We start from the raw sequence: 3,730 nt of genomic DNA on the forward strand, positions 1-3,730 counted from the left end.
CGTACCACGAAGCGCGCCCGAACGCGATGCGCCGCGGGCGCGCTCCGGCCGGCGGCCACCCGTGGATCACGCGGTCGCCGATGGGCACCGTCAACGGGCCGGGCGTCGAGGGGAGTTCGCCGTGCCCGGCGCGCCGCGGGCGGCCGGTGGGCCGGAGTCCCGGCCCCCGGCGGGGGAGGGCGGCGCCGACCGGTGCTCCGCGTCCCCGGGGACCCCGGCGCGCGGGCACGGGCCGGTCCGGCTCCGGGGAGGGAGGAGGAGGTGGCAGGCCGCTCCGGGGGAGGACGACCAGCCGCCCCGGAGGAAGGACGACGGGCCGCCCCGGGGGGATGGGGCGGCCCGTCCTCTGTTCAGACGGCTGCCGGACCGGAAAGGTTCAGCGCCTTGACGAACGGATCGCCCGGAACCGGGGTCCGGGCGCCCGGGTCCTCGGCGGCGCGGGCGCCGTGCGCGGCACCTCCGGATGTCCTCCGGAACGCCCCCGGGCCGCCCGGCGGCCGGGGAGGGCCGGCGGACCGCTGGCGCGCACCGCGCGGCGCGGTCCCCGGGCCGGCCGCGGTCAGAGCCTGCGGGTGGCCAGCGTCAGCCGGTCGCGCGCGTCGAACAGCGCGTCCTTGACCGTCTGCTCGTGCGCGGGGGTGAGCCGGGCGACCGGCACGGAGCAGCTGATCGCGTCCCGCGCGGGGGTGCGGTACGGGATCGCCACCCCGAAGCAGCGCAGCCCCAGCGTGTTCTCCTCGCGGTCCACCGCGAAGCCCTGCTCCCGCACCTGGTGCAGCTCCTCGATGAGCTTCTCCCGGTCGGTGATCGTGTGTTCGGTGAGGGCGGGCAGCGTCTCGGGGAGCAGCTTGCGCACCTGCTCGTCCGGGTACGTGCTCAGCAGCGCCTTGCCGAGCGACGTCGAGTGCGCGGGCAGCCGGCGGCCCACCCGGGTGAAGGGGCGCAGGTAGTGCTGCGACTGCCGGGTGGCCAGGTACACCACGTTGGTGCCGTCGAGGCGGGCGAGGTGGATCGTCTCCGTGGTGTCGTCCGACAGCCGGTCCAGCGTGGGCCGGGCCGCCGCCACGACCTCGTCCCCGTCGATGTACGAGGTGCCCACGAGCAGCGCCCGCACGCCGATGCCGTACCGCGTGCCCGTCGCGTCCGTCTCCACCCAGCCGAGGTCGACGAGGGTGCGCAGCAGCATGTACAGGCTCGACTTGGGGTAGCCGACGGCCTCCTGGACCGCCGCCAGGGAATGCATGCCGGGGCGCCCGGCGAAGTACTCGAGCAGTTCAACGGTCCGCACCGCGGACTTGACCTGCGCGCCGCCGCCCGTCTCGCCAGCCGACATGCCCTTGACCCTTCGTTCGACGAGGAGCTGAAGTTATAGTCTCCAACAGCACATTCATCATCAGAGACGGTGTTCAGTATATCGAACGCCCCTGGTGGATGACGTACATACTGCGGCATTGCAAGCGGCAGTCAAGCGGAGGGACTCGCGGTGGCAGCAGCACCAGTCTGGAGTGTCGACCCCCGAACCGGGAAGCAGCGGGAACAGGTCGCGGTGGAGGCCACGGCCCAGGAGGTGGACGCCGCCGTCCGAGCCGCCCACCGGGCGCGGGGCGCGCTGGCCGACCGCACCGTCCGCTCGGCCCTCCTGCGCTCGGCCGCCGACGAACTCGAGGCCGCCAAGAGCACGCTCGTCGAGGTCGCCGACGCCGAGACCGCCCTGGGGCCGGTCCGCCTCACCGGCGAACTCGCCCGTACCTGTTACCAGTTGCGGGCCTTCGCCGACATCGTCGACGAGGGCGCCTTCCTCGACGTCGTCATCGACCACCCCGACGACACCGCGACCCCGCCCGTCCCGGACCTGCGCCGCTACAAGGTCCCGCTGGGCGTCGTCGCCGTCTACTCGGCCTCCAACTTCCCCTTCGCCTTCTCCGTCCCCGGCGGCGACACCGCCAGCGCGCTGGCGGCCGGCTGCCCCGTGGTCGTCAAGGCGCACCCCGACCATCCCGGCCTGTCCGAGCTGGTCGCCAAGGTGCTGCGCCGGGCGGCGGCCCGGCACGGCGTCCCCGAGGGCGTGCTCGGCCTGGTGCACGGCTTCGAGGCCGGCGTCGAGCTGGTCCGCCACCCGCTGGTCGCGGCGGCCGGCTTCACCGGCTCGGTGCGCGGCGGCCGAGCCCTCTTCGACGCGGCGGCCGCCCGCCCGGTCCCGATCCCGTTCCACGGGGAGCTGGGCTCCCTGAACCCGGTCCTCGTCACGGAGGCCGCCGCCGCCGAGCGCGCCGAGGCGATCGGCGCCGGGCTCGCCGGTTCGATGACGCTCGGCGTCGGCCAGTTCTGCGTGAAGCCGGGGCTCGTCCTCGCCCCCGCGGGCGCGGCCGGCGACCGCCTGGTCAAGTCCCTGACCGACGCCGTCAGCGACACCGACGCCGGCGTCCTGCTCGACCACCGCATGCGCGACCACTTCGTCGCCGGGGTCGCCGAGCGGGCCCAACTGCCCGACGTGGAGTCCCCGGTGACGCCGGGCGCGGGCGGCGAGCACACCGTCAGCGCCGGCTTCCTCACCGTCCCGGCGAGCAGGCTCGCCGCGGAGGGCGAGCACGACCTGCTCCTGGAGGAGTGCTTCGGCCCGGTCACCGTCGTGGTCCGCTACGAGGACGACGCCGAGGTCCGCACCGTCCTCTCCCGCCTCCCCGGCAACCTCACCGCCACCGTCCACCTCTCCGAGGAGGAGGCCGCGGGAGAGGGCAGGGGAGCGGAGATCCTCGGCGAACTGACCCCGCTCGCCGGCCGGGTGCTCGTCAACGCCTGGCCGACCGGTGTCGCGGTCGCCCCCGCCCAGCACCACGGCGGCCCCTACCCGGCGACGACCTCCACCTCCACCTCGGTCGGCGGCACCGCCATCGAGCGCTGGCTGCGCCCCGTCGCCTACCAGAACAGCCCGCAGGCCCTCCTGCCGCAGGAACTGCGCGACGACAACCCGCTCGGGCTGCCCCGCCGGTTCAACGGCGTCCTGGAGCGCTGACCGCGCACCGCGGAGCGGGTCCACCCGCGTGCACGGGCCCGTCCGGCGTGATCCGCCGGGCGGGCCCCGCGCGCGCGGACGACCTGCGAAACTCCTCCCATGGACGTGAACCTTCCCCAACTGCCCTTTCCGCTGCGCACCTACGGTCCCGACGGGAACTGGTCCCACGAGGACGGCGTCCTCACCGGCTGGGCCGGACCGCGCCAGGACCGCTTCGTACCGCCCACCGGGGAGGCCCTGGACCCCGCCACCGACGCGCCCCGGCTGCTGGGCGCCCCCGAGGGCGACTTCCAGCTGATAGCCCGGGTCACGGTCGGCTTCTCCGCCGCCTTCGACGCCGGGGTCCTCTACGTCCACACCGGCGAGCGGAACTGGGCCAAACTGTGCCTGGAGTACTCCCCGGACGTGCCCACCGTCTGCACGGTCGTCACCCGGGGCCATTCCGACGACGCCAACTCCTTCACGGTGGACGGCAGTTCCGTATGGCTGAGGGTCAGCCGCACGGGCCGCGCCTTCGCCTTCCACGCCTCCCGCGACGGCGAGCACTGGACCTTCGTCCGCCTCTTCACCCTCGACGCGGAGAAGGAGACCGGAGCCGCCCTCGTCGGCTTCATGACCCAGTCACCGATGGGCGAGGGCTGCGTGGTCACCTACGACCACATCGAGTTCCGGCCGGAGTGGCCGAGGGACCTGCGCGACGGCAGCTGAGGGCGGGGG

The 3,730-nt window shown here is 74.6% G+C and carries 3 protein-coding genes; 2 read left to right on the top strand and 1 reads right to left on the bottom strand.

The window, feature by feature from the left end; genetic code table 11:
• Positions 1 to 559: 559 nt before the first annotated feature.
• Positions 560 to 1,333, bottom strand: coding sequence for an IclR family transcriptional regulator (locus tag AOK18_RS29020; RefSeq protein WP_055574641.1), 774 nt, complete (start codon positions 1,331 to 1,333; stop codon positions 560 to 562).
• Positions 1,334 to 1,483: 150 nt separating this feature from the next.
• Between AOK18_RS29020 and AOK18_RS29025 the strand changes: the two genes are divergently transcribed.
• Positions 1,484 to 3,013 (top strand): aldehyde dehydrogenase (NADP(+)), encoded by a 1,530-nt coding sequence (locus tag AOK18_RS29025; RefSeq protein ID WP_079105245.1) that lies wholly within the window; start codon positions 1,484 to 1,486, stop codon positions 3,011 to 3,013.
• A gap of 99 nt (positions 3,014 to 3,112) precedes the next feature.
• Complete coding sequence (locus AOK18_RS29030; RefSeq protein ID WP_055696245.1) at positions 3,113 to 3,721, top strand: DUF1349 domain-containing protein; 609 nt, start codon at positions 3,113 to 3,115, stop codon at positions 3,719 to 3,721.
• Positions 3,722 to 3,730 lie beyond the last annotated feature (9 nt).

The sequence above is a fragment of the Streptomyces prasinopilosus genome, assembly GCF_001419695.1.
In the GTDB taxonomy this organism is placed as follows: Bacteria; Actinomycetota; Actinomycetes; order Streptomycetales; family Streptomycetaceae; genus Streptomyces; species Streptomyces prasinopilosus.